Annotated in this window: 3 protein-coding genes and 1 pseudogene; 1 reads left to right on the plus strand and 3 read right to left on the minus strand. The window is 61.7% G+C overall.

All coding sequences use genetic code 11. The features are described 5' to 3' along the window. Nucleotides 1-198: pseudogene (locus tag B5M41_RS26595) on the plus strand (hypothetical protein); the annotation flags it as partial. Between the two features lie 622 nt (nucleotides 199-820). On the opposite strand, the gene B5M41_RS26600 reads toward B5M41_RS26595, so the two are convergent. From B5M41_RS26600 to B5M41_RS26610, 3 genes are all read right to left on the minus strand, one after another. Beyond that, on the minus strand, nucleotides 821-1,405 hold the full coding sequence (locus B5M41_RS26600) for a plasmid pRiA4b ORF-3 family protein (protein ID WP_134652821.1): 585 nt from the start codon (nucleotides 1,403-1,405) through the stop codon (nucleotides 821-823). Continuing rightward, a complete protein-coding gene (tnpC, locus tag B5M41_RS26605) occupies nucleotides 1,381-3,060 on the minus strand; it encodes an IS66 family transposase (protein ID WP_134652823.1) in 1,680 nt (559 codons plus the stop codon). The genes B5M41_RS26600 and tnpC overlap by 25 nt, the downstream gene beginning before the upstream one ends. Before the next feature lie 141 nt (nucleotides 3,061-3,201). Continuing rightward, nucleotides 3,202-3,423, minus strand: a 222-nt coding sequence (locus tag B5M41_RS26610) for a hypothetical protein (protein ID WP_230640361.1), incomplete at its 5' end; no start/stop codon positions are given.

The raw sequence follows: 3,423 nt of genomic DNA on the forward strand, positions 1-3,423 counted from the left end.
CATGCCACGATCTTCGAGATGAACGTCGAAAGCTATCGCCGCAGAACTGCGCTTGAGGAGAAACGCCAGCGGGGCCGACCGGCCTCGTTTGCGACAATCAGGACCTCCACGCTGTCTGTCGCGGAGCGGCAATCAGAAAACGACGAAGAACTTGTCAGCGGCAATCAGCATGATAACTTGATCCCGACCGCGACCTAAGAATCTCATCCAGATTGTCGCCCGCGTCTCATCCTGATTGCCGCGCCATAGTCGGGAGGCATCGGTCTACATGCTGCGCTCTCTGGGATAGGTGAAACGTCAACGCAGCCATCGCCTCGTGGTGTTCGAGCGCAGGGCAGCGTGATATAAGAGGAATCCGGGTCAATTAAATTCGCCCCGCTGGGCATGCAACAAAGACGGATATCCAAGGCGATATGAGCAAGCGTCCCCAAAGACTGCCTTCATACGATCGGTGTGACGACGACGCCTAGCTCTCGGCGTCCCACCACCTTCGTTTGAACCTTCTTTGGAGATAGTCATGTCCTCGCTTTCGCCTCGTGTGGCGATTGTAGGGGCGTGTTTGTGCTGGGCTCTTGGTACGATTCTCAGCAAGACACTCCTCTCGTCGTTTCCACCTGTCACAATTCTTGTTTTTCAGCTCGTGCCGAGCGTCACCGCACTTTGGCTGGCGGTCGCTTTCACCAAGCCGGATTTTCCAGCAACCCGTTTGTTGTTGCGTAAGCATACGATCAGCCACGCGGTCTTTGCGCGCGCGGATGACGACCAATCGGTCTATGGGAGATTAGGTTGGTCGAAGTGGGGCGCTCGGCGTAGCGGGCCGTCAGGTTTTCCGGCGTGTTCGACGCGCCCATTTTTCGACCAGGTCTTCAACGGCTCTGTTGAGGTCGGCGAACGCGGCATTGTTCGGGTCGAAGTCTTTGGCGCCCCACCATTCGGCCAGTTCGGCGTGCCGCTCATGAGCGGGATCGGCAAGCGCCTCACGGAACTCCTGGTATCCCCAAGGCCCGCCGACGTCTTCAGGCGGGCAGCGCCCCGTCGCCTCGATCAGCATGGGGTCGCCCAGCGCAGCGATGGGGAACGTGCGCTCGATCTTGATGCTGTGCGTCCAACCGTCACCGAAGTCGTAGTGGTATTTGAAGGATTTCGCGCCGGTGTCCTGGATTGCCGACAGGAGCGAGACCTTGCGCGCATCGATCGGGCCATCCCCCCATTCCTGGTCGGGCAAGCCAAAGCCGACGTCGCGGATCTGGAATTCGTAGAGATGGCTATTCGTCCAGCCCATCGCGGCCTGCAAGACCTCATGCAATCGGCTGAGCCGGATGCGCCACGGCACGACAACGCGCCGCATCACCACCGGTTCGACATGGTCGAGAGTGACTTTCAGACGGACCAGGGAAGCTGCCATCGTCCGGCCGCCAGCATGAGGGACGGGCTTTCAGCCTGGCGTAGCCGCTTCCACTCCCACGGAAGCAATTCCGGCAGACGCGAGACCGGCAGGTCAGCGATACGGGTGAGGACATCGGCAAGCCACGCCTTGGGGTCCACATCGTTCAGCCGCGCGGTGATGATGAGCGTGAGCATGATGGCCGCGCGATCGGCGCCGCGATCGAAACCGGCAAAGAGCCAGGATTTTCTGCCGCAGGCTACACCGCGCAACGCTCTTTCTGCGGCATTGTTCGTCATGCAAATCCTCCCGTCATCGGCATAGCGGGCAAAATCGGCCCAGCGCGACAGCATATAGTCGATCGGCCCGGCCACCGGGGATGAACGCGAGAGGCCGGCCCGCTCGGCGCGCAGCCATTCCTCCATATCGTTCAGCAGCGGCTTGCTCTTCTCCTGCCGGGCAGTCAACCGCTCGGCCGCGCTGAAGCCGTTGATGTAGCCCTCGATGGCGAACAGAGCATCGATGCGCTTGACGGCCTCAAGCGCGAGCGGTGAGATCGGTTTCGCACCCCTGCCGCGCCGGGCATTGCGAGCGACATCGGCCAGTTCGAAGAACTTCCGGCGCGCATGGGCGAAGCAGAAGGCGGGCGTCGCCGGCATCTGCCTCCTCGTCCGGTCGAACAGCGGATTGAAGCCGTTGTAGCAATCAGCCTGAAGGATGCCGCTGAAGTCGGCCAGATGCTTTTGCGGGTGTTCTCCGCGCCGATCGCTGGAAGCATAGAAGACCGCAGCCGGTGGTGCAGGCCCGGCGAATGGCTGATCGTCACGCACGTAAACCCATATTCGCCCGGTCGTGCATTGGCCCTTTGCCAGGATCGGGATCGTCGTGTCGTCGCCGTGAAGCCGCTCGGCCTGGAACACATGCGTCTCGATCAGGTCGAAGACCGGTTTGAGGGCGAAGGCGACGTGGCCGACCTGATCGGCCAACGTCTGGGTCGACAGGTCGATGCCCTCGCATTTGAACCGTGTGCTCTGGCGGTTCAGCGGGATATGCTGCCCGAACTTGTCGAACACGATCGTCGCCAGAAGGTTCGGGCCGATGAAGCCGCGCGGTGTGGCATGGAACGGCGCGGGGGCCTGGCTGATCGCCTCGCAATCGCGGCAGGTGAACTTTTCGCGTACCGTCTCGATCACCTTGAAGCGGCGCGGCATCTCCTCCAGCGTTTCCGTCACGTCCTCGCCCAGCTTCGATAGCCGCGATCCACCACAGCAAGCGCAGGCTGTCGGCGCGTCGAGGACGATGCGCTCGCACTCGATATCCTCCGGCCAGGGCTGGCGCACTGGCCGTTTACGCGTGAAGGCACGCACCGCCTGCGTTTTGGCCGTGGCCTCTTCGGCCGCCAGTTTGTCCTCGGTCGCCGACGCGGCGAGTTCTTCGAGCTGCAATTCCAACTGGTCGATCAGCCGCTGGGTGCGCTCACGACTCGGCCCGTGCTTGGCCCGTTCCAGCTTGCCGATCAGTAATTGCAGATGTGCGATCAGCGCCTCGGTGCTCGACAACCGCGCCTTTGCATTGGCGGCTTCCGCCTCGGCCTGCACCCGCGCCGTGCGCTCGGCCAGCAGCGCCGCATGGGCGCTGGCGATGTCCGAAGGTAGAGAAAGCGGCGGCAATGTCATGACGACATTCAACCAGATTTCCCAATAATCTCAATGCCTAAATGCAATCATACTCGCGTCGGTCGCCAGGTTTCCTGCGGCGCGCGCCAATCAATTCCGGAGAGCAGGTAGGAAGTATCCATCCGGCGAAGGCCGCGGGGCTTATGATTTCGGCTCGTCTGCCATGATGCGTTTGATGACTTCCGGGTCACATTGCTCGTCGACGAGGAATTGCCGGACGCCGCACTCCCAGGTGCGGACGTCGGCGAGGAACTCCTTCAAGCTCTCGACACCGCGTTCCGTGAAGGTGGTGACGCCTTCCTCGGTCCCGTCATAGGCATGGATCATCTCGCCGTAGTCGATGTTGTCGGAGTTTCTGGCGAC

Origin of the sequence: Shinella sumterensis (assembly GCF_004514425.2) — a bacterium.
Classification (GTDB): Bacteria; Pseudomonadota; Alphaproteobacteria; order Rhizobiales; family Rhizobiaceae; genus Shinella; species Shinella sumterensis.

Bases quoted from the DNA above. Each gene is read 5' to 3' on its own strand.
- tnpC (WP_134652823.1), bottom strand. From the start codon at position 3,060: ATGACATTGCCGCCGCTTTCTCTACCTTCGGACATCGCCAGCGCCCAT.
- B5M41_RS26600 (WP_134652821.1), bottom strand. From the start codon at position 1,405: ATGGCAGCTTCCCTGGTCCGTCTGAAAGTCACTCTCGACCATGTCGAA.